Genomic DNA, 19515 nt, shown 5'->3' with positions numbered 1-19515 from the left:
CGAGACGACGAGACACGTCACTGCGACGGCGACTCGACAGTCACGCGGTCGTGAATATGTCCCTCGCGCGTTTTCAGATGGCGCGGCGTTCGATCGTTAGCGACCGCCAGAATCTCCGCGACGATGCTGTGAGCGATCTGGTATGGCGAACCGCCGCCGAGATCGAGCCCGATCGGGGTGTAGAGCGACGACAGCGCCTCCTCGTCAAACGTCCGTCCCTCGTCGTCGAACTCCGCGAGCATCTTCTCGAAGCGCTCGTGTGGTCCCATCAGACCGATGTAGGGGACCGACGAGTCGAGCAGTTGCTCGACGGTCAGCCGGTCGTCGATGAAGTTGTGGGTCATGACAACCGTGTAACTGCGCTCGTCGAGTGCGAGGTCGTCGCTGACGGCCGCTGGCGAGGTTGTCAGCGTCTCGTCGGCATCCGGGAATCGCGTCTCGAGGTCGACACTGCCGCGGAAGCCGACCACAGTCACGTGGAAGTCGTTTTTCGCCGCTAGCTCGGTGACCGGCCCCACGTCGTGGCCGGAGCCGAAGATGACCAGCTCCGTCGGGGCAGCGAGCCCATCGATGAACACCTCGAGTTGGCGACCCTGGCTATCGATCTCGAGGGTGTCAGCTCGCCCACGCTCGGCGAGATCGCCCGCGGGATCGGCGAGTTCGTCGGGCCACGCCGGTGCTGGCTCACCATCAGGGGTTGTCAGCTGTGTCTCGGCCGGATGGTAGTATGCGCGATCGCCTCGTTCGAGCGCCCCCTCGCTGTCCTCGAGTGCGGTGAGCACGGCCACGTCTCGGCCGTCGGCAAACGCCTCGACCGCTGGACGATACGTCTCGGTCAAGGGCTCGAGCAGGACGTCGATAATCCCGTTACAGCCAACGCCGAGTCCCCAGACATCGTCTTCGTCGTCCATTAGATCGTACGTGAGCAGCTCCGGACGGCCGTGCTCGCGGACCGACTCAGCTGCCGCGAGCAGGTCGTCCTCGAGACAGCCGGCCGTAATGGCGCCGACGCCCTCGCCCGCTTCGTCGAGGAGCATCTTCGCCCCCGGCCGGCGGTAGGCGTTGCCTTCGACGTCGACGATCGTCGCGAGGACGTCCGCGCCGTCGCCCTCGAGTCGCTCGTGGACGCGCTGTAGTACTTCGGTCTCCGGTACACTCCAGTTGTTTTGTGTCATCTGTTGGTTGTTCACAGTCGGTCGTCGCTCAGTTCGTCTCGGTCCGGTGAGTCGGCGCGTGACAGGTGCAGCCTCCGACCCGGACCAGTGGGGCTGTCAGTCACTGTGTATCCCTTCTCTACGCCGGCCGCGTGTAACTCAGTTCCGCACGCGTTAGCGTGGATGGCGTCGCGAACCTGGTCGGGATCGGTGACCGACGCGCCGGCGACGACCGTCACGCCGGCTGCAAACGCCGGCTCCGGAAGCATGGACGCGGTTGCCCCGATCAGGACGACCGTTGCCGTCTCCGGGGTTGTCTCGAGATAGCGCTCGAGGCCGCCGTAGATGAGCGTCGACCCAGTTATGAAAACCACTTCGGCGTCCGCCATCGCGTCGGCCGCGTCGGCCGGTCGGTAGGTTCTGACGGTGACGCTGTCGGGCGTCGACACGTCGCCGATAGGCGTGCGTTCGATCACGCGCACGTCGACGTCGGAAAACTTCCGAAACGCGGGGCGAAAGAGCCCGACAGTCGCGATCGTGTCGACGCCCGAGTCAAGCAGCGCCATCGGATCGCCCGTCTGCCACTCGATGAACGGGGCCGACAGCGCGTTGACGGTGGCGATACCGATGGCGACCTCGAGTGCCGTGTCCTCTGACTCCGGGTGAGTTCGGTCAGCCGACTCCAGTAGCGAGTCGGCTGGCGGCTGTGTCGCCCACTCGAGCAGCGTCTCGAGGTCGCTGTTGGCTGTCGGCGGCGCGTCCACCGGCGGGCGGTGGGCAAGGCCGGCGGTCCGTCGGTTCTCGGATCCCCCATCGTCGGCGCCGCCATCCACGCCGGCCAATTCGACCATGAGCGTCGATCGTCCAATCGTGATCTGCTCGACCGTCACCCCAGCAGTGGCTCCGCGGTCACGGAGTCGGTCGACGACGGCAGGGAGAATCGAGTCGCTCATTCGTGGTCCTCCGCAGCTGTGGGCGTGGGTTCGGCTGGCTGCTGCCGGCGTGGGTCGTACTCGTAGCCGATCAGTCCGTCGAGTCCGCGACGCTCGAGTTGCCGAGCGATCTCGGTTAGATCGGTTGGCTCCGCGAAACCAAAGAGGCCGTCGACGTACGGCAGACACGTCTCCATTCCCCGCGTTCGTGGCTCGTAGGTCGACGCGACGGCGAGCGGGTTGAGCCAGAGCACCGCCGCAGTCCGACGGGCGAGCCACGTGATCTGTTCCTCGAGCACTGACTGCTCGCCGACATCGAGCCCGTCGCTGATGACGATGACGACAGTCCGGCGATCCACCGCGTCGCGGTGCTGGCGCCGCAGTGTTTCGAATGCGTCGCCAATCTGCGTGCCGCCGCCCCACGAGATTTCGGCTGCGCGCAGGGCCGCGGCTGGATCACCGCCAGCGCGCTCGAACTGCTCGGTCGCGTCGACGAGGTCGGTATCGAACAGGAAGACCGAACTCCGTCGGGCAACGGTCTGGAGCCGTTCCGCGACGGCAAGGAGCGTGTCGCGGTCGACCGTATCCAGCACGGAGCCGCTGACGTCGATCAGCAGACAGCAGTGTAACTCGCTTGGGACGCGGTCTCGAGTCGGGAGATCCATCGGCGTCCCCCCAGTTCCGAGACTCGTCCGGAGTGCTCGTCGCGCGTCGATTCGCTCGCCGGCGGTGGCCTGTTGGGTCCGTCGGCCGGGGACCGTCGCCAGCGCGTCCACGAACCGATCGATGGCGTCACGTTCGGCGTCCGTCAGCGACGCCGGTGTCGCTACCACGCGTTCGCGCCCGCCGACGGCACTGTATCGGCGCACGGCGTCGCCGTCCCCATCGTCGTCGACCGGTCGTTCGCCCGTGGCGTGGCGTCGACCGGTCTGCAGTCGAACCTCGGCACGCTCCGAGCCGTCGCCGTCGTCGTCCTCGAGCGACGGCGGCTCCGCGTCGGACAGTAGTTCAGACGCCTCACCCTCGAGTTCGACGGACCCTGCTGGCTCCGACTCGTCGTCGTCCGGTGTGCCCGTCCCCTCGTAGGTCGCGATACGGTCGAGCCCGGTTCGGAGCCGGTGCCAGAACGTCGGAAACGCCTCGTCGAACGCTTCGCGATCGGCTGCCTCGGAGAGCAGCGTCGCTCGCAGCGCGTCTGCGACAGGCTCTCGGTCGGCAAAGCCGACGACGGCGAGCGCTCGAGCCCCCTCGAGCGTGCCAGTCGCCGGCACGTCGACGCCCGCCTGCCGGAGGTCGTCGGTAAATCGCACGAGTTCCGTCAGGACGTGCGTGCGTGCAGCCTCGAAATCGGGAACGGTGTGGAGTCCGGTCGGCTGGTCGAGCCCGCCACGGTCGTCGTTGTTACTGTCGCCTCGAGCGCGATCGGGTCCGGTGGCGTTCTCAGAAGGGGGCTCGCGTGGCGTCATCTCTCGGTCGGATCGAGTCGGTCGTCGGCCGCGGCTGCGGCCGCATGGAGCTGTTCGAGCAGCGCGGTGTCGACGCGGGTGACGTCTTCGACCTCCTTGAGCAGACAGCCGATCGTCCGTTCGATCTCGTCGGTCGACAACGGCTCGTCACTGCCGTCGGCTCGAAGCATCGCAACCGCCCGTGCCCAGTCGAGTGTCTCGGCGACACCCGGCCGTTTGAGAAACGACTCCTCGCGGAGGCGTTCGACGACGGCACAGACTTCGGCTGCGATCGCTGCATCGAGTTCAGGAACTTTGCGTGAGACGATCTCGTACTCCGTCTCGAACGACGGCGGCTCGACGTGGAGATAGAGACAGCGCCGCTTGAGCGCGTCACTGAGCCCGCGAGTTCGGTTCGACGTGAGGATGACGATCGGCGGATTCTCCGCGCGGATCGTCCCAAGCTCCGGAATCGACACCTGATACTCCGACAGCAACTCGAGCAAGAACGCCTCGAACGCCTCGTCGGCGCGGTCGATCTCGTCGATCAGCAACACCGGCGATCGATCGCCACCAGCCGTCAGCGCCCGCAACAGCGGGCGTTCGAGTAGATACTCGTCGTCGAAGACGGAACGAGTCCCCGCAGCGTCCGCGGACTCGGAGCCGGCGGTGACCGTCCCCTCGTTCGACTGGACGGCAAGCAGCTGTTTCGTGTAGTTCCACTCATAGAGGGCGTTTTCGGCAGTCAGCCCCTCATAACACTGGAGGCGGATGAGCTCTGTGTCGAACCCATCGGCAAGAACCTTCCCCAGTTCGGTCTTCCCGCTGCCGGGTTCGCCCTCGACGAGCAGCGGCCGGCCGAGCTGTAACGCAAGCTGGACGGTCGTGACCACGCGGTCGTCCGCGACGTAGTGTTGGCCCTCGAATCGCTCGCGTAGCGTCGCCTCGTCGATCGCCTCGACGGCGAGCTCCGGCGTCTTCCCTGTCATACTGAGTTCATTGTTTCGGTCGTGGGTACCTCGAGATACTCGTCGGGATCGGTTCGAAAGGCGTCGGCACAGCCGTGACAACAGAAGTAGTAGGTCGTCTCCTGGTGGGTGACATGCGGTGCCTCGTCCGGATCGACCGTCATCCCGCAGACGGGATCGACGGCCGACTCGTCGCTCGATTCGGGTTCTGTTGTCGATGGGCGTTCGTCACCGCCGCCACAGCACGAGGCTGTCTCCGTCGCCGACTCGCTGGATTCGGCGAGATCTGCATTGCTGGCGTTGCTGGCATCCGTGTGGGTGGCCAGCCCGCTCGAGGCGGCCATCCCGCTGGTGGTCGCCCGCACCTCGACCAGTTCGGCGAGCAGGCTCGTCGCGATCTCCGGCGCGCTCGAGGCCGAGATATCGATCCCCGCCGGGCTCGTGACCGCATCGCGCACGGTTTCCGGCGCTTCCTCGAGGAGACCGGCAACGTGGTCGACGGTCTCTGCGGCCCGCGTCTCACTGGCCACGAGACCGATGTACGGTGCCCCAGTGCGGATGCCAGCGACGACGCCGTGGGCGTCGTACTCGCCCATCGAGGCGATGGCGACGAGCGGCCCGCTGCCGACTGCCTCGGCGATCTCGTCGGGCTCGAGCGTTGCCAAAACGGTTGTCTCCGACGGGATATCGGCGTCGGCTCCGTCGGGATCGACGAGCACGACCTCGATATCGAGTTCGCTTGCCAGCCTGACCAGCGAGTGGGCGATCGGCGACCCACCCACGACGAGTAGCCGCGTCGCCGGACACACGGGGTCGATGAACACCTCGAGGGTGCCCTGGCTGTGACACTGCATCGGGAACGCCTCGAGACCGGGGCGGTCGATCGCATCGGGATCGGGGGCGATGCCGATCAGTCGTGGCTCGCCGTCGGCGATGGCCGATCGGGCCTCGCTGGTCACGCGCGACTGTGCACAGGAGACGCCACCGATCCAGCCGTGCAACTCGCCGTCGGCAGTCACGAGCGCTCGATCGCCGACGGTGGCTGACACTGGTGGCTCACGGCGGACGACGGTCGCCCGAGCATACGGTTCATCACGCGCTTGCAGCGCTTGCTCGCGCGCCGCGAGGTCGGCGTCGGATGCGGTGTCTGGTGTCATGTCGGTGGGTGGTCGGTGAACACGGTGTGATCAGTCGTCGGCCGTGCTGTCGCTCGATTGGTCCTCGAACTCGAGGGAGACGTAGTCGGCGGGGTCGGTCGCGAGTCCCGCTTCGTCGAGTTTCTCCCAGACGGTGTCGGGCGTCATCGGCATCTCGACGTGTGTGATGCCGGCGTGGCTCATCGCGTCGACGACGGCGTTGACGATTGCCGGCGGCGAGCCGACCGTCGGCGATTCGCCGACCCCTTTCGCCCCGATCGGGTGGTGGGGCGACGGCGTCACGGTGTGGCCCGTCTCGAAGTTCGGGATCTCCATCGACGTCGGCAGCAGGTAGTTCATGAAGTCGCCGCCGGTGACGTTGCCGTTGTCGTCGAAGGTGACGTGCTCTAACATCGCCGTCCCGATTCCCTGGGCGAGTCCGCCGTGGATCTGGCCCTCGATGATCATCGGGTTGATGCGGTTCCCGCAGTCGTCGACGGCGACGAACTTCTCGAACTCGACCTCACCGGTTTCGCGGTCGACTTCCACGACGACGATGTAGGAGCCGAACGGATACGTCATTTCCGGTGGATCGTAGTAGTTGACCGCCTCGAGACCCGGATCCTCGCCGGCTGGCTTGTTCATGTACGCACCGGCGGCGATTTCGGTGATCGTGATCGATCGATCCGGCGCGCCGGCGACGTGGAACTCGCCGCTTTCGCGGTCCCAGGTGATGTCCTCCTCGGCGGCCTCGAGTTCGTTCGCGGCGATGGCTTTCGCCTTCTCGCGAACCTTGCGTGAGGCGACGGCGGCCGCCGCGCCGGCGACGGGCGTACTCCGGGAGCCGTAGGTGCCAAGGCCGTACGGATCGGTGTCGGTGTCGCCGTGTTCGACGGTGATGTCCTCGACGTTCATGCCGAGTTCCTCGGCGACGATCTGGGCGAACGTGGTCTCGTGACCTTGGCCCTGTGTCTGGACGCCGACCCGGACCGTCGCGTTGCCGGTCGGGTGGACCCGGATCTCGGCGGAGTCGAACATCTCGACGCCCGCGATGTCGCAGGTCTTGCCGGGGCCGGCCCCGACGACTTCGGTGAACGAGGAGATGCCGATGCCGAGCAGTTTGTTGGCATCCTCGTCGATTCGGCGCTGTTGTTCCTCGCGGTAGTCGTCGTAGTCGGCCATCTCCAAGGCCTTGTCCAGTGCCGCCTCGTAGTCACCCGAGTCGTAGTTCCATCCGGTTGTGCTCTCGTAGGGGAACTGCTCGGGCTGGATGAAGTTTTTCCGGCGGATTTCGGCGGGGTCCATCCCGAGCTCGTCCGCGAGGACTTTCACCATCCGTTCGATGAGGTACACTGCCTCCGTGACACGGAACGAACACCGATAGGCGACGCCACCGGGTGCGGTGTTGGTGTAGGCCGCAGTCAGCGAGCCGTAGGCCGTGTCGATGTCGTACGACCCCGTGAAGATGTTGAAGAACCCGGCGGGGAACTTCGACGGCTGGGCGACGGCGTTGTACGCGCCGTGGTCCGCGAGCACGTCGGTTCGAACCGCCAGGATCTCGCCGTCGTCGGTCGCGGCGAGTTCGCCCGTCATGTCGTAGTCACGGGCGAAGCCGGTCGACTGGATGTTCTCCGAGCGTTCTTCGACCCACTTGACTGGCTGCTCTAAGACGTACGACGCCGCCGCGGCGACGACGTAGCCGGGATAGATCGGCACCTTGTTGCCGAAGCCGCCCCCGACGTCCGGGCTGACGATCCGGATCTTGTGTTCGGGGATGCCCGACACCTGCGCGAACAGGGTTCGGTGGATGTGGGGTGCCTGTGAGGTCATGTGGACCGTCAGCTTGTCCTTGCCAGGGTCGTAGTCGCCGACGGCACCGCAGGTCTCGATCGGGGCCGGGTGCAGTCGCTGGTAGAGCATGTCCTCTTTGACAGTGACGTCGGCCTCCTCGAAGACCTCAGCAGTGGCCTCCTCGTCGCCCGTCTCCCAGTCGAGACAGTGGTTGTCCGCTTTGTCCTCGATGTCGTCTCTGATCAGCGGCGCGTCGTCCTCGAGTGATTTCTCGGCGTCGACGACCGGCTCGAGCACGTCGTAGTCGACGACGACCTTCTGTGCGCCGTCTTTGGCCGTGTATCGATCGGTCGCGATGACGGCGGCAACCTCCTGAGACTGGAACTTGACTTTGTCGTTGACCAGCACGTCCTGGGTGTCGGCCATCAGCGTCGGCATCGTCGCGAGGTCGTACTCGCGCAAGTCGTCCGCGGTGAGGACGGCGACGACGCCGTCGACATCCAGTGCTCGAGACTTGTCGATGTTCTCGATACGGGCGTGGGCGTGTGGGCTGCGAACGATTTCGCAGTGGAGCATGTCCGGCTTCTTGATGTCGTCGACGTAGTTGCCACGCCCCGTGATGAATCGCTGGTCTTCCTTTCGTTTGACGTCCTCGCCCATCCCGCCGCGGCCGTGGCCGCAGTGTTTTTCGGGTTGAGGGCCGCCGTCTTCCGCCTCTGCGAATCGTTCTGAATCACTGCTCATTTGTGCTCACCGCCTCCGTGGGCGTCGTGGTCGCGGTCGGTCGTCGGGCCCCCACAGCAGTTCGCTGCGCCGCAGTCGAACTCGCCGTCGAACGCCGAGGCCGCGTCGGCGCTGCCGGTGTCCGTCTCCGACGCCGCGGTCGTACCGCCGTCGGCAGCCGCGACTTCCTCGAGTTCCTCCGCGGCGTACTCGATCGAGCGAACGATGTTCTGGTAGCCGGTACACCGACAGAGGTTGCCGCTGATCGCTTCGCGGATTTCTTCCTCGCTCGGGTCCGGGTTCTCGTCGAGCAACGCCTTGCCGGCCATCAGCATGCCGGGCGTACAGTAGCCACACTGCAGGCCGTGTTCCTCGCGAAAGCCTTCCTGGAGCGGATGCAAGTCACCGCGCGCTTCGGGGAGTTCTTCCATCCCCTCGACGGTCATGAGTTCGCTCCCGTCGGCTTGCGTTGCGAACATGAGACAGGACTTGATCGGTTCCCCGTCTTTGAGGACCGTACAGGCCCCGCAGTTGCCGGTGTCACAGCCGATGTGCGTGCCGGTCATGTCCAGTTCCTCTCTGATCGCGTGCACGAGCAGCTGGCGCGGTTCGACGTCGATCGTGTGTTCAGTGCCGTTGACCGTCAGCGTAATCTCTCGTGTGTTCGTCACTGTGATACCCTCCGTTTGACCAGCCCGGCACGTTCGGCGGCGTCGCCGAGTGCGCGCTGGGTGAGGACGTTTACCATTCGTTCTTTATACTCCACGTCGCCGTGTTCGTCGGATTCGGGGTTCGACTGTTCGGCCGCCAGTTCGCCGGCGCGTTTGAACAGCTCGCTACTCGGCCGTTCGCCCTCGAGATGGTCTTCGGCGTCGGTCGCCCGGACGTTCGTGATGTCGACGGCGGTGAGGCCGATGCCGGCCTGCTCGATCCGCCCCTCGTCGTCGAGGACGAGCCGTGCAGCCGAGCCGGCCATCGCGTAGTCGCCCACCTTCCGTTTCAGCTTGTGGTAGGCGCTGCCCTCTCGAGGCGCGGGTGTCGGTACCCGAAGCTCAGTGAGCAGTTCGTTCTCGTCGAGGGTCGTATCGTACGGCAGCAGGAAGAACTCGTCCGCCGGAATGACTCGCTCGCCGTCAGGACCGTGGGCGACGACTTCGCCCTCGTGGGCGAGTAAGACGCTGCCCCAGTCGCCTTTCGGGTCCGCCTGTGCGATAGAGCCCGCGACTGTCCCCCGATTGCGGATCTGTGGGTCCGCCACCAGCGGTGCCGTGTCGGCGAAGCTGCCGTAGTTCTCGGCGATCAGTTCGGAGTGTTCGATATCGGCATGACGGGCAAGTGCGCCGATTGTGAGCCAGCCGTCGTCCTCCTCGAGGTAGTCGAGGCTCTCGATGCGGTTGATATCGATGACGGTCTCCGGCACCGCAAGCCGGAACCGGAGCATCGGGACCATACTCTGCCCACCGGAGAGGATCGCCCGGTCGTCTAAGCTCTCGAGCAAGCTGACAGCCTCTTCGACGGTTTCGGGTTCGTGCTGTTCGAACTGTGCCGGTTTCATAACATCCCACGGATCCGGTCCGTGATGCCCGAATCCGTCTCTTCGACGTCGCTCATCTGCTGTTCGATATCACTGAAAAAGTTGCCCACGATCTTGTTGGCCACGGGGTCGATCACCCGCGAACCGAGCTGGGCGATCCGACCCGAGATGTCGGCTTCGGTCCACCACTCGATGCGTGCGCCCTCGCTCTCCTCGAGCGAGTAGATCTGCATCCCCGACTCCATGCTGAAACTGCTCCCGCTTGCGGTGCCGCTGCCAGTCGCGGTCATGATGAAGTCGTCGTGGTCGCGTTCGTCGATCGTCACCGACGTCTCGAAGCGGGGCTTGACGCTGCCGACGCCGACTTGCATCAGCGCTGCATACTCTTGGCCAGCTTTGAACGCCCGCCCGGCGACGTCCTCCGGGTCGGCTTCGGGAAGTGTCTCGACGTCTTCTTCGGGTTCGTAGTCGTCGAAACCGAAGTCGTCGTCCCTCGGCGTGATGTACTGACACCCTTTCAGCGAGTTTCGGACGGCGATCGGGTCCGAGAGCACGACCCACGCTTTCTCCGGTGGCACGTCCTCGAGTTCGAATTCGCCACTGAACTCCATCATACCCACCCGTTTCGTGGCCGCGGTCGTTGTGTGTCGATCGGCGTCATCTTTTATAACCCTGCACTATGTGCATACTATTTACCACACTCTATGCGTTCCTATACCACACAAATAAACATTAGTGTTTTCAGCATATCAAATCTGAAAAATAGGATTTGGCAATGATAGGTATTGACCCACACGACGGTGCCGATCTGATCGATGTGGACGGAGCTGTCGACCGCGTTCTGGCGCTTCGAGCGGAGTGGCTGCCACGACTCGAGACGGAACAGGTCTCCCTCGACGAGATCGCCGGGCGAACCCTCGCCGAACCGATTTCGGCCCCGATCGACGTCCCAGCCCAGAGCCACGCGACGATGGACGGCTTTGCGTTCGATGCGACCGACGAGTATCCGCTTGAGGTCGTCGAGACGCCAGTGTTTCCCGAAGACGAGCCAGCCGCACTCGAGGCCGGGACGGCGGTTCGGATCGCCACCGGCTCGCCGCTGCCGCCGTCGGCAAACGCAGTGCTCAAACGCGAGAAGGCGACGGTCGAAAACGGCCAGCTCACGGGTCCCGACCTCGAGCCCGGGACCTACGTCTACGAGCGCGGGAGCAACGTCGCGGAGGGCGAGGCGCTGTTCGACGCGGGTGATCGACTCGGCGCAAAAGACGCGCTGTTGCTTGGCGATCTCGAAATCGAGACGGTGCCCGTCACCAAACGGCTCTCGGTTGGTCTGCTGGCGACCGGGACGGAGATCCACGAGGGTCGCCATCGAGACCTCGACTCGCCGATGCTCGCTGGCCTCGTGCGCTCGTGGGGTCACGAGGCGACGTACGAGGGATCGGTTCCCGACATCGACGACCGGGTCGAAGAACGGATCGCCGAGTTGGCCGACGAGTACGACGTCGTCATCACGACCGGCGGTACCAGCGTCGGCGACAAGGACTACGTCATCCGCTCGCTCGATGCCCTCGGCAACGTGCTGTTCCACCGGGTGCGACTCCGACCGGGGAAACCGATCGCCGTCGCGGAACTGCCCGACCACGACGCCGTTGCGTTCGCCATTCCGGGCAAACCAATCGGTGCTCATCTGGTGACGTCGCTCGTCGCCCGCCCGTTTTTTATCGGCGAGACGACGCTACCGACCGTCGCCGCGCAGATGGCTCGTGACGTCGATATTTCGACTGCCGGCTTCACCTACGGCATCCCTGTCACGCTCGAGGACGGCGTTGCGATGCCACTCGGTCACGTCGACTCGCCGCTGTCGATCTACGAGGAGACGTTCGATCCGAGCGTACTCTCCTCGAGCACGCGTGCGAGCCAGGCCGACGGCATCGTCATAACGACGGACGGCGTCACCGCCGACGAACAGGTCCGAGTCGTGCCGTATCCCGTGCTGGAACGATGACTGAAAACGACGCCAACGAGGACACGGCCCGATCTGCGACCGCCGATCCCCCACTTCTCGAGGGCGACGACGTGCGCCACGCGGACGACGGCTGCAACGAACCGGCAGTGGCTGGCGTGTTGCTCGCCGCCGGCACGAGCAGCCGCTACGGAAGTGAGAATAAACTGCTAGCGACGCTCGAGGGCGAGCCCATCGTCCGTCATGCCGCCCGAACGCTCGTCCACAGCAGCGTCGACCCGGTGGTCGTCGTCCTCGGCCACGAGGCCGATCGAGTGCAGGACGCACTCGAGGGAGTTCCGGTCGAAACAGTCGCCAACGAGGCCTACAACACCGGGCAGGCGTCGTCGCTCCGGACCGGCATCGAGACCGTCTGCGACTGCGGCGACGTCGATGCTGTCCTCGTCGCCCTTGGCGATATGCCTTTCGTCGCACCACAGACGATCGAGACGGTAGTCGCGGCGTACGCCGCCGGCGCTGGCGAGGCGCTTGCCGCAGCGTTCGATGGGGACCGTGGCAACCCGGTGCTGTTCGACGCGCGCTTTTTCGACGCGCTCACTGACGTCGACGGCGACATCGGGGGCCGAGAAATCTTCCTCGAGAGCGACTCGAGTGCGCTCATCGAGGTCGACGACCCAGGTGTCCGTCGTGATGTCGACGTTCCCGACGATCTCTAATCAATCGCGTCGTCGAGGCTACTCGGCGTCGCGTTTTTTGATGATGATCTGTCCGTCTTCGACGTGCCATTCGACTCGATCGCCGGCACCGACGTCGAGAAAGTTCCGGACCGGTTTCGGCACTGTTGTCAGGTTCTTCGAGGAAATTTTCGTGTCCGTAAGCGTACCCATTACTGACGTGTACAGTCGTAGTCAATACATAGTTTGCGCTATGAACCGTCTCAGCCGCTCGAGTGCCACCGATGGGCACCGCCGTCGGATGCCTTGGAGTAATCTAACTCAAAGCGACCGGATTCGATGAGGACGGGACCTGGAACGTATCGCTCGCCCGTCTCGCCGACGGGCTCGAGAAGTCGCCGGTCGGCCATCGTCGACAGAACGTCCCGGACAGTTCGTTCGTACCCGGCGGGGAGGTTTGCCTCCTCCATCACGCCGTCGACGTCGACCTGTCCCCGGAGGAACGCCAGCCGGATCGCTGACACCCACGCGGGTTCACGCTTCGTTTCCCGACACATGAGGGGTAGTCGAACGGCGTGCTGTTATAGGTTCTGACGACGTTCGTAACGTGAAGACCACCTGTAACGAGCACCTGAGTGCGGTGTCACTGATGGAGCGGCTTCTCTGCCATCTCCTTGCGCAGGTCGGCAAGCGTCGACCGCGAGACGTCCCCTTCGAACGTCTGGAGAAGGGCGTACACTTCCGACCGAGAGACCTTGACGTCGCCCTCGCGGATGACATCTTCAGGCCGCTCGCGGAGTTCACGCATCGTCCCGACCGCAAGCAGATACGGAATCGCCCACGCCGACAGTCGGTTGCCGTGGGTTTCGGGGACGACCTCGAGATAGCGATGGGCGTCGTCGAGATAGGTCTCGGCCCGTCCGGTGACGCGTTTGATGACGTTCGTCACGCCGCCGTGATTGTCCGCGTCGGTGACTTGCTCGACGTCGACGTCCTCTGCCTCGAGCCATTCGGCCGGGAGATAGACGTTGTTCTCGTCGTGGTAATCCGACTCGACGTCTTTGGCGATGTTGACCAGTTGCAACAACAACGCAAACGAGCGGGCGTTCTCTCGCATCTCCTCGGCACGGTTCTGGGAGGCTCCTCGGGCGACCAGCCCAGTGATGAGCGTCCCGACGGTGCCCGCAGCGTACCAGCAGTACTCCTCGAGTTCCTCGAGTGTCTGCAGGCGCAATCCGCCTTCGTCAGCGTAGCGGTCCGTGAACATCGCCATCCCATCGACGAGTTCGCGGACAGGCTCGCGCATGATCTCGCGAGGTTCCTCATCGAGCGATTCGAACGTCCGCAACACGCGGGGCGTCTCAGCGACGACGTTCCAGTCTTCGGAGCGCTCGTCGGGAATCCATGGCTCGATATCGTCCATGAACGCCGAGACGGTCTGCTCCGACTCCGGATCGAGCAACTGGTCGTACGTCGTCAGCAGTTCGGTCTGTGTATCCGGCGGGATGTGTCCCGCGTCTTCGATCGTGTCAGCAACACGACAGAGGAGGTATCCGATACAAATGTGTCTCGCCATCGGCTCCTCGAGCCGATCGATAGTGATCGAGAAAGTCCGCGAGACGCCGTGAACCGCGTCGTAACACCACTCCAGGTCGGCGTCAGTTGTGAAATCGGGCTGGCCCGTGGTCATCTACTCGATTTCACTTTGTTCCCATCCCGGAAAAACGCCGCGGTCCCGGCGGGATGTTCCAGTGGTCGCTGTTCACTGCGCGCTGCCATCTCGATGCAGACACTCCCGGACCCACTCGTAGTGCTCACGCAGCCGTCGTTCGCCACCGTCCGTGAGCGTGTACACGTCGTGAATCCCCGCCGTTCGCTTCTCGACGAACCCTGCATCGACCAGCGCCGACAGCGAGCCGTAGAACGCCTTCGGCTCGAGATGGTCGTCGTACTGCGACTCGAGACGAGATTTGAGTTGCTGGCCACGTAGTTCGCCCCCGTCTGCACCGGCGAGCAGCACGCACATATCGCGGCGGCGACCGCTTTGAAGCCACTTGGTCATACACGCACTCGAGGTGAGAACGGCTCGAGCGTTACGGTTTTGGCTTCCTCATGGCGACGACTCCGCTGGGACGAGCGCACGATACCCCTCGATCCCGAGCGCCCAGATGAGCCCACCAAGCGCCGTGACACCGAACAAGAGCGTGGCACCGATCTCAAGGTGAACGTCACCGTGAGCGTGGCGTTCGTGCCGGACGAGAAGCCAGTGACTGTCGGGATCGCCGATGACGACAGTTCCCGAGCCGACGGCGAGCGACACCAACACCCAGCCGAGGATCCCGATCGACAACACCGCGAGCGTTCCGACCGCGCCAGAGACGACCGTTGAAAGGACGCGTCGCCCCGGAACACGGCTGTGATCGCGTTCGCTCGCGCCGTAGATTCCGAACCCCTGCACGTCGCTGTCGGGGAGCGGACCAACACGAACGCCGGCGGGATACTGCAAGAGAACGGCAGCCATCCAGAGGTCACCGATCGAGCCGGCGGCGTTGGCCGCCAGTGGGATGAGCAATAGCGGAGTCGGATAGACGACCAGTATCGCGAGCCCGACAGCCGTAATGCCCACGAACGGTGCCAACAGGGCGACGAGCATCTGATTTCGGGTGTAGACTGCCTGCTCCGTCTCTGCGTAGGCGTACGGCAAGAGAAAGTGAGAAACACCGACGCCGTACTCCGGCTCACCGCCGTAGTAAGCCATGAACACGCCATGCAGCAACTCGTGTGGGACGACGATGAGCGCGACCAACCCAGCCGAAATCGCGAGCCAGACGATGACATCCGGTGGCGCGAACGGCGAAATGACGATCGGTTCGAGTGTCGTGTTTCGAATCACGGCGAGGACGTACCCAAACCCGTAGGCGAAGCCAAAAAAGCCGATTACGGAGACGACGATCCACTGGATCGCGACAGAACGGGTCTGGCGGAACGTCGCGATCAGCTGTGCTGTCTGCGATGGCTCCGTCCGGCTCACGGCCATACCCTCACGAGGAACGGAGAAGTCGGTATCGATTCCTCTCGTCGAGCGCACCCCGCCGCGGCGCTCGTGGCTCGCCGGAACCGATAGCTTCCCGGTTATCGGTCCGTGAGTTCCAGCCATGACCGATGACCGAACGGCCGAGGCAAACGGCATCAACGCAACCTACGACGAAACCGAAACGGAACGACTCCTCGAGTTCGAGGCGACCGGCGACGGAACGGCCCGGGCCGGCACAACCGCCGCAATCGCCCAGAATCGAGACGGGTATGCGATGTTGAAAGTGCGTCCAACCGCCGATGGCGACGAACTCGAGCGCTACTACGGGTTCGACATGGCACTCGATCACGCTGCAGAGCTGCTGGGCATCTCCCCGCATGACCTCCCGATTCCAACCGCCGCTGCCGACCTGGGGATGTAGCGTCGACGAACGGTGTCACCGCCCGTCACGCCATCCACTGAACCGGGCACAGAACCGACGACTCGAGTATCGCCAGTCGAGTCTTCATGACAGCTATGTCCGCTCTCGACATGGCCGGTTTCCGCTCGTCTGGGAGTGTAAGCGGTGCGTAAAGCGACGACGAGACTACTCAGCATACTCGAGTAGTACCACAGCTTGATCGTACAGCCCACTGGTAGTTCTGTGTTAGTTGTGTGCATGTCTCAATTAGATTTATATGATTAATCGTGGGCATCCACCATGGATGATGTCCACGAGCACACAACAGTTTGCAGTCCCAGATGAGCTTGCGTCACCTCAGACGAAACTCGTCTATCTATCGCTCCACGTCCTGGAGGAGGCCACAGTGACTGAGCTTCAGCAGCTTTTAGCGCTCCCGAAGCTCACGCTCCTGTCCGTTCTCGAGTCGCTTGTTTCGAAGAATCTCGCACGGCGAACGGAGGATGGGTATGCCAGTCAGTAACTACGCAGCGACGACGCCGGCCGTCGATCTCGAGACACACTCTCGCGTTCGGATCGAGTGCTACGTCCGCTCAAGTATCCCCCCAACAGTCTCCGAGCCGATCAACGACGTCGTCGAACGACTCCAGCGTCTCTCCGAGGCCGGACAGATCGATACCTATCAGACCACCCATTGGCCGCCAGACCATCCTGCAGTCAAGATGGACACCGCGACCGACGACCGCCCGGTGACACGCGGTGAACTCGTCGCCACGTTCGAACAGTGGGCGAGACAGCATGGCCACTCACTCGAGCCAGCATTCCGCCGACAGGAGGTTCAGCAAGCGCCGCTTGGACTCGAGTGTGACGAGCCACGCGAGCGAGTGCGGGTTCCGTTCGTCTCACTGGCGATCTACGAGGACGACGAGGGCACGGATGGGGAAACACTCCGCGGCGTCGTCCCGTATACGGAACAGCCACAGACAGCCGACGAACAGACGTACACCGTCGACACGTGGCTATCCGCAGTCGAACCAGCAGGGGCTGACAGCCTCTCCCACAACGCCACCCACGACCAGCCGACACGACTGGAGGGTCAGCAATGAAAGCGGCACCCACCACAAAACCAGCAAATCTCGAGTTCCCACCACGACAACCGCTTGCGGGACGAACGTGTCTGGTAACCGGTTCCTCACGTGGCATCGGACGCGGTATCGCTCGTGAACTGGGCCGGTACGGCGCAACCGTCATCATCAACTACCGCTCTTCGGAGGCAGATGCCCACGAGGTCGCCGACGCGATTACCGAGAGCGACACCGACGGCACGGGCCACCCAGTTCAGGCCGACGTCACCGATCGGGCCGCAGTCGACGCGATGAGCGACGCGATTCACGACGAGTTCGGCTCACTCGACGTCCTCGTCAACAACGCCGGGATCACATCTGACTGTACGTTCGCCAACATGAGCGCCGAGGAGTGGCACCGCGTCTTCGACGTCTCACTCCACGGGACGTTCAACTGTACGAAAGCGTTCTACGACGACCTCGAGGCCGTCGATGACGGCCGAATCATCAACATCTCGAGTGTAATCGGCAAACAGGGCAACGTCGGCCAGGCCAACTACGCCGCGGCCAAAAGCGGCCTCTTCGGCTTTACCCGCTCGCTTGCCCTCGAGTTAGCGGACACCGGCACGACAGCAAACTGCATCGCCCCCGGCTTCACGCGCACGGAGATGGTCGAAGCGATCCCGGACAGCATTCAGGACGACCTACGCGAGGAGATCCCACTCGAGCGCTTTGCCAGCGTCAGCGAGATTGCCAGCCTCGTTCGCTATCTCGCGAGCGAAGAATCCGGCTACATCACCGGCGAAGTGATCGACGTCAACGGCGGAATCGACCTCTAACGTTCGGTCGCTTTCTCTGGACGGTGGTGTTCGCCGCGCAGTCCTGTAGATCGGGCCAGATGAGATCGACAGTCCGTATCAGTCGAGCGGAGTGACGCGACTGGACGGCCATCAACGATCGGCGAGCACAAAAAAGCAGAGCAGGCCGATCAGTCGTCGTCCGACATCGTGACGTCCGCCGAGAGCCCCTGTGCCATTTCGATATCCTTCGAGTTGTTGAGGGTGAACGCGGTGCGTTCGGTGACGGCTTCGATGACTTCACGGGCACTCGGGTAGCCGTTCCCGGACTTCTTCACGCCGCCGAACGGAAGGTGAACCTCCGCGCCGATGCAGGGCAGGTTCGCGTACGCCAGCCCGATCTCGGCCTCGTCGCGGAACTGGTGGATCTTGCGGTAGTCCTCGCTGATGATCGCGTAGGTGCCTTTGTCCGGATGCTGACCCGCGTAGCGACGCACAGCATGGGAGTCGAGGGCGGCCGTCCACGGCTCGCTATCTGCCCCGCCGTCGTCGGTGCGCGCGAGGTCGCGCTCGTCGAGTACAGGGGTGTCCCAGTCCAGACTGAATTTCAGATGTGAGACATCAAACAGATGTTGTATCGTTGAATAATCAGCAAATCGCAAGACAGCACGACTTCAAGGGGGTGCTGTAGGGTCTCTACACCTTCCTAATTATCAGGTCTGAAAGTGTCCTAAAGCGTTCTGTTCACCAATACGTTGGACTTTGGGATGATTATATATACATAGCTTTCACTGGCTGCAAGTAGCACCGCAACGACGAGACGGCACCGCCGAGGGGCGGTTTGTCGCTCCCTCGAGCGGCATCGAGTGTCACTGTGGCACTCGAAAGTCCCACGTTGCGGGTGCGTGAAAACGCAAATCCAACTATGGATCTCACAACATATCGAAACAAGCTGATCGGAAGCGAAGACGAGCGAGCTGTATCGCCAGTTATTGGAGTGGTTTTGATGGTGGCCATCACTGTCATTCTCGCGGCTGTGATCGCAGCGTTCGTGCTGGACATTGGTGATCTTGATGACAGTGCGCCGAATGCGCAGTTCGACTGGGAGGTTGATACTGATGAAGACGAGATGTCGATAACCCATACAAGCGGTGATGATATCGAGCTATCGAACATCGACTTTGATCCAAGCGTGAATGACAATGGCGATATTGATGGCAGCGCAGATATCACATGGTCTGCTGGCGAAACAATAAATTTCGATAGTGAGACTGGTGATTTCCAAGTTGTCTGGGAAGCAGACGGTTCCTCAACAATTCTCGCTGAACACGAGAACTAGACAATGAATTTTGATCTTAGTCAATACACGACAAAACTTGTTGGAGGTGACGAAGAGCGTGCTGTTTCGCCGGTTATCGGCGTGATCCTGATGGTTGCAATCACGGTCATTCTCGCAGCTGTGATCGCAGCATTCGTACTGGACATTGGTGACCTCGATGATAGCGCACCACAAGCTCAGTATGACTGGGAAAGCAATGATGACAATACGGTAGTTGAGCTCTCCCAGACGAGTGGCGATGATATCGATCCAGACACCTTGTCAGTAAGTGTAACTGTCGATGGTAACTCTGAAAGTGCTGACTTAGAAAGAGACGGTTCTGATATTACAGCAGGAGAGGAGATTACGTTCGCCATTGATGAGTCCAACGACAATGTTGCTATTAGTGGCGATGCGGTTGATGGTCAAAGTATAGACTTCGGGACTATTGATCCTGCTGATGAAATCGAAGAGATAGTCGTTACGTGGGAAGCGGATGGTTCCTCAACGATTATCACCGACCACGAGCCTTAGTGAATCAATAACTACCACTTGATTATTTAATTTACAGATTGTTTTTAT

The 19515-nt window shown here is 62.9% G+C and carries 22 protein-coding genes and 1 pseudogene; 8 read left to right on the top strand and 15 right to left on the bottom strand.

The window, feature by feature from the left end; genetic code table 11:
- Nucleotides 1-17: 17 nt before the first annotated feature.
- The 9 genes from ACERJA_RS02040 to ACERJA_RS02000 are packed head-to-tail and all read right to left on the bottom strand — an operon-like array spanning nucleotide 18 to nucleotide 10297.
- Nucleotides 18-1175 (bottom strand): XdhC family protein, encoded by a 1158-nt coding sequence (locus tag ACERJA_RS02040; protein WP_373606648.1) that lies wholly within the window; start codon nucleotides 1173-1175, stop codon nucleotides 18-20.
- Nucleotides 1176-1186: 11 nt separating this feature from the next.
- Nucleotides 1187-2107: a Rossmann-like domain-containing protein gene (locus ACERJA_RS02035; protein ID WP_373606647.1), complete on the bottom strand. Its 921-nt coding sequence runs from the start codon at nucleotides 2105-2107 to the stop codon at nucleotides 1187-1189.
- The gene (locus ACERJA_RS02030; protein WP_373606646.1) at nucleotides 2104-3552 is read right to left on the bottom strand and encodes a VWA domain-containing protein; all 1449 of its coding nucleotides are present in this window, start codon (nucleotides 3550-3552) and stop codon (nucleotides 2104-2106) included. The genes ACERJA_RS02035 and ACERJA_RS02030 overlap by 4 nt, the downstream gene beginning before the upstream one ends.
- Nucleotides 3549-4520, bottom strand: coding sequence for an AAA family ATPase (locus ACERJA_RS02025; protein ID WP_373606645.1), 972 nt, complete (start codon nucleotides 4518-4520; stop codon nucleotides 3549-3551). Before ACERJA_RS02025 ends, ACERJA_RS02030 begins: the two co-directional genes overlap by 4 nt.
- Entirely contained in the window at nucleotides 4517-5656 is a 1140-nt protein-coding gene (locus ACERJA_RS02020) for an XdhC family protein (protein ID WP_373606644.1), read from the bottom strand. Before ACERJA_RS02020 ends, ACERJA_RS02025 begins: the two co-directional genes overlap by 4 nt.
- A gap of 30 nt (nucleotides 5657-5686) precedes the next feature.
- Nucleotides 5687-8170, bottom strand: a complete 2484-nt coding sequence (locus ACERJA_RS02015; RefSeq protein ID WP_373606643.1) for an aerobic carbon-monoxide dehydrogenase large subunit — start codon at nucleotides 8168-8170, stop codon at nucleotides 5687-5689.
- Nucleotides 8167-8820, bottom strand: coding sequence for a (2Fe-2S)-binding protein (locus ACERJA_RS02010; protein ID WP_373606642.1), 654 nt, complete (start codon nucleotides 8818-8820; stop codon nucleotides 8167-8169). Before ACERJA_RS02010 ends, ACERJA_RS02015 begins: the two co-directional genes overlap by 4 nt.
- Nucleotides 8817-9704 carry a xanthine dehydrogenase family protein subunit M gene (locus ACERJA_RS02005; protein ID WP_373606641.1) on the bottom strand — a complete coding sequence of 296 codons (888 nt, stop codon included), beginning with the start codon at nucleotides 9702-9704 and terminating at the stop codon, nucleotides 8817-8819. Before ACERJA_RS02005 ends, ACERJA_RS02010 begins: the two co-directional genes overlap by 4 nt.
- Nucleotides 9701-10297: a CoxG family protein gene (locus ACERJA_RS02000; protein ID WP_373606640.1), complete on the bottom strand. Its 597-nt coding sequence runs from the start codon at nucleotides 10295-10297 to the stop codon at nucleotides 9701-9703. The genes ACERJA_RS02005 and ACERJA_RS02000 overlap by 4 nt, the downstream gene beginning before the upstream one ends.
- Before the next feature lie 161 nt (nucleotides 10298-10458).
- Here ACERJA_RS02000 and ACERJA_RS01995 point away from each other — a divergent pair, with 161 nt between their 5' ends.
- Both ACERJA_RS01995 and ACERJA_RS01990 read left to right on the top strand, forming a co-directional pair.
- Nucleotides 10459-11688, top strand: coding sequence for a molybdopterin molybdotransferase MoeA (locus ACERJA_RS01995; RefSeq protein ID WP_373606639.1), 1230 nt, complete (start codon nucleotides 10459-10461; stop codon nucleotides 11686-11688).
- Nucleotides 11685-12362 (top strand): NTP transferase domain-containing protein, encoded by a 678-nt coding sequence (locus ACERJA_RS01990; protein WP_373606638.1) that lies wholly within the window; start codon nucleotides 11685-11687, stop codon nucleotides 12360-12362. The genes ACERJA_RS01995 and ACERJA_RS01990 overlap by 4 nt, the downstream gene beginning before the upstream one ends.
- A gap of 18 nt (nucleotides 12363-12380) precedes the next feature.
- Here the strand turns inward: ACERJA_RS01990 and ACERJA_RS01985 are convergent, their stop codons facing one another.
- From ACERJA_RS01985 to ACERJA_RS01965, 5 genes are all read right to left on the bottom strand, one after another.
- Nucleotides 12381-12533 carry an AbrB/MazE/SpoVT family DNA-binding domain-containing protein gene (locus ACERJA_RS01985; protein ID WP_373606637.1) on the bottom strand — a complete coding sequence of 51 codons (153 nt, stop codon included), beginning with the start codon at nucleotides 12531-12533 and terminating at the stop codon, nucleotides 12381-12383.
- A 50-nt stretch (nucleotides 12534-12583) separates the two neighbouring features.
- A complete protein-coding gene (locus ACERJA_RS01980; RefSeq protein WP_373606636.1) occupies nucleotides 12584-12877 on the bottom strand; it encodes a hypothetical protein in 294 nt (97 codons plus the stop codon).
- Between the two features lie 86 nt (nucleotides 12878-12963).
- Nucleotides 12964-14010 carry a phytoene/squalene synthase family protein gene (locus ACERJA_RS01975; RefSeq protein WP_006067991.1) on the bottom strand — a complete coding sequence of 349 codons (1047 nt, stop codon included), beginning with the start codon at nucleotides 14008-14010 and terminating at the stop codon, nucleotides 12964-12966.
- 72 nt (nucleotides 14011-14082) lie between these two features.
- Nucleotides 14083-14382, bottom strand: a complete 300-nt coding sequence (locus ACERJA_RS01970) for a PadR family transcriptional regulator (RefSeq protein WP_373606635.1) — start codon at nucleotides 14380-14382, stop codon at nucleotides 14083-14085.
- Nucleotides 14383-14430: 48 nt separating this feature from the next.
- Nucleotides 14431-15477 carry a DUF3267 domain-containing protein gene (locus tag ACERJA_RS01965; protein ID WP_373606634.1) on the bottom strand — a complete coding sequence of 349 codons (1047 nt, stop codon included), beginning with the start codon at nucleotides 15475-15477 and terminating at the stop codon, nucleotides 14431-14433.
- Between ACERJA_RS01965 and ACERJA_RS01960 the strand changes: the two genes are divergently transcribed.
- From ACERJA_RS01960 to ACERJA_RS01945, 4 genes are all read left to right on the top strand, one after another.
- Nucleotides 15476-15775: a hypothetical protein gene (locus ACERJA_RS01960; RefSeq protein WP_373606633.1), complete on the top strand. Its 300-nt coding sequence runs from the start codon at nucleotides 15476-15478 to the stop codon at nucleotides 15773-15775. The two genes, ACERJA_RS01965 and ACERJA_RS01960, sit on opposite strands and share 2 nt — an antisense overlap.
- A 283-nt stretch (nucleotides 15776-16058) precedes the next feature.
- Entirely contained in the window at nucleotides 16059-16277 is a 219-nt protein-coding gene (locus ACERJA_RS01955; RefSeq protein WP_049890004.1) for a hypothetical protein, read from the top strand.
- Nucleotides 16264-16860: an HTH domain-containing protein gene (locus ACERJA_RS01950; RefSeq protein ID WP_373606632.1), complete on the top strand. Its 597-nt coding sequence runs from the start codon at nucleotides 16264-16266 to the stop codon at nucleotides 16858-16860. Before ACERJA_RS01955 ends, ACERJA_RS01950 begins: the two co-directional genes overlap by 14 nt.
- Nucleotides 16857-17657, top strand: a complete 801-nt coding sequence (locus tag ACERJA_RS01945) for a beta-ketoacyl-ACP reductase (protein WP_373606631.1) — start codon at nucleotides 16857-16859, stop codon at nucleotides 17655-17657. Before ACERJA_RS01950 ends, ACERJA_RS01945 begins: the two co-directional genes overlap by 4 nt.
- 149 nt (nucleotides 17658-17806) lie before the next feature.
- Here the strand turns inward: ACERJA_RS01945 and ACERJA_RS01940 are convergent.
- Nucleotides 17807-18070: pseudogene (locus ACERJA_RS01940) on the bottom strand (aldehyde dehydrogenase family protein); the annotation flags it as partial.
- A 470-nt stretch (nucleotides 18071-18540) separates the two neighbouring features.
- Between ACERJA_RS01940 and ACERJA_RS01935 the strand changes: the two are divergent.
- Complete coding sequence (locus ACERJA_RS01935; protein ID WP_373607439.1) at nucleotides 18541-18954, top strand: type IV pilin; 414 nt, start codon at nucleotides 18541-18543, stop codon at nucleotides 18952-18954.
- Nucleotides 18955-18957: 3 nt separating this feature from the next.
- Nucleotides 18958-19467: a type IV pilin gene (locus tag ACERJA_RS01930; RefSeq protein ID WP_373606630.1), complete on the top strand. Its 510-nt coding sequence runs from the start codon at nucleotides 18958-18960 to the stop codon at nucleotides 19465-19467.
- Nucleotides 19468-19515 lie beyond the last annotated feature (48 nt).

It is taken from the genome of Natronorubrum sp. A-ect3 (assembly GCF_041821125.1).
GTDB classification, from domain to species: domain Archaea; phylum Halobacteriota; class Halobacteria; order Halobacteriales; family Natrialbaceae; genus Natronorubrum; species Natronorubrum bangense.
Note: the sequence above shows the minus strand (reverse complement) of the source record. Positions and strands in the feature narration are given on the sequence as shown.